Source organism: Vibrio sp. 10N.286.52.C3 (genome assembly GCF_041468865.1).
Lineage (GTDB): Bacteria > Pseudomonadota > Gammaproteobacteria > Enterobacterales > Vibrionaceae > Vibrio > Vibrio crassostreae_C.
The window spans coordinates 1-1,145 of the sequence record NZ_JBFRJM010000128.1; the positions used below are offsets into that span (position 1 = coordinate 1).

Annotated in this window: 1 protein-coding gene; it reads left to right on the plus strand. The window is 48.4% G+C overall.

Going from position 1 to position 1,145, the window contains the following annotated elements; all coding sequences use genetic code 11:
* The coding region (locus AB4138_RS23700) for a tandem-95 repeat protein (RefSeq protein WP_372307948.1) at positions 1-1,145 on the plus strand (1,145 nt) is incomplete at both ends.

Consider the following 1,145-nt stretch of genomic DNA (forward strand, 5'->3'; position numbering starts at 1 on the left):
GGTGACATCGATATCAGTTTCGATATCTCAGATGGCACCAATACGGTTCAAGCATCAGCTGACCTAACGGTTAACCCAGTTAACGACCTGCCAGTCCCTCAAGATCAACAGTTCAGCGTTGAAGAAGATGGCACGCTCATCTTCACCGATGCAGACCTGTTAACCGGTGCTACAGACATCGAAGGTGACAACCTTACAGTTGAAGGTGTGACCTACGATGGTGGCGACGGTATCCTTACTGATAACGGTAATGGTACGTACACCTTTGCTCCGAATGAGAACTTCAATGGCGACGTAAACTTTGGTTTTGATGTATCAGATGGTACCGATACAGTCTCTGCAAACATCGATGTGAGCGTTACGGCAGTTGATGATGCACCTGTGTCAGGCGACCTAGCGTACTCAATCGACGAAGATGGTTCGATTCGTCTAAGCCAAGAGCAGCTGCTTTCTCAAGCATCAGATGTGGAAGGCGATGACTTGACGGCCAGCAGCCTAACGGTTGGCGGTGATGCAACCGTTACTCAAAACGATGACGGCAGTTTCACGATTACGCCAGATGAAAACTTCAACGGTGACATCGATATCAGCTTCGATATCTCAGATGGCACCAACACGGTTCAAGCTTCGGCTGACCTTACTGTTAATCCAGTTAATGACCTGCCAGTCCCTCAAGATCAACAGTTCAGCGTTGAAGAAGATGGCACGTTAATCTTCACCGATGCCGACCTATTAACAGGTGCAACGGACATTGAAGGCGACAACCTAACGGTTGAAGGTGTGACCTACGACGGTGGCGACGGTATTCTTACCGACAATGGTAATGGCACATACACCTTCGCACCGAATGAAAACTTCAATGGCGACGTAAACTTCGGTTTTGATGTGTCTGACGGCACCGATACGGTCTCTGCAAACATCGATGTGAGTGTTATAGCGGTTGATGATGCGCCAGTGTCTGGTGACTTAGCGTACTCAATCGATGAAGACGGTTCTATCCGTTTAAGCCAAGAGCAACTGTTATCACAAGCATCAGATGTTGAAGGCGATGACCTAACAGCCAGCGGCTTAACGGTCGACGGTGATGCAACCGTTACTCAAAACGATGACGGCAGTTTCACGATTACGCCAGATGAAAACTTCAA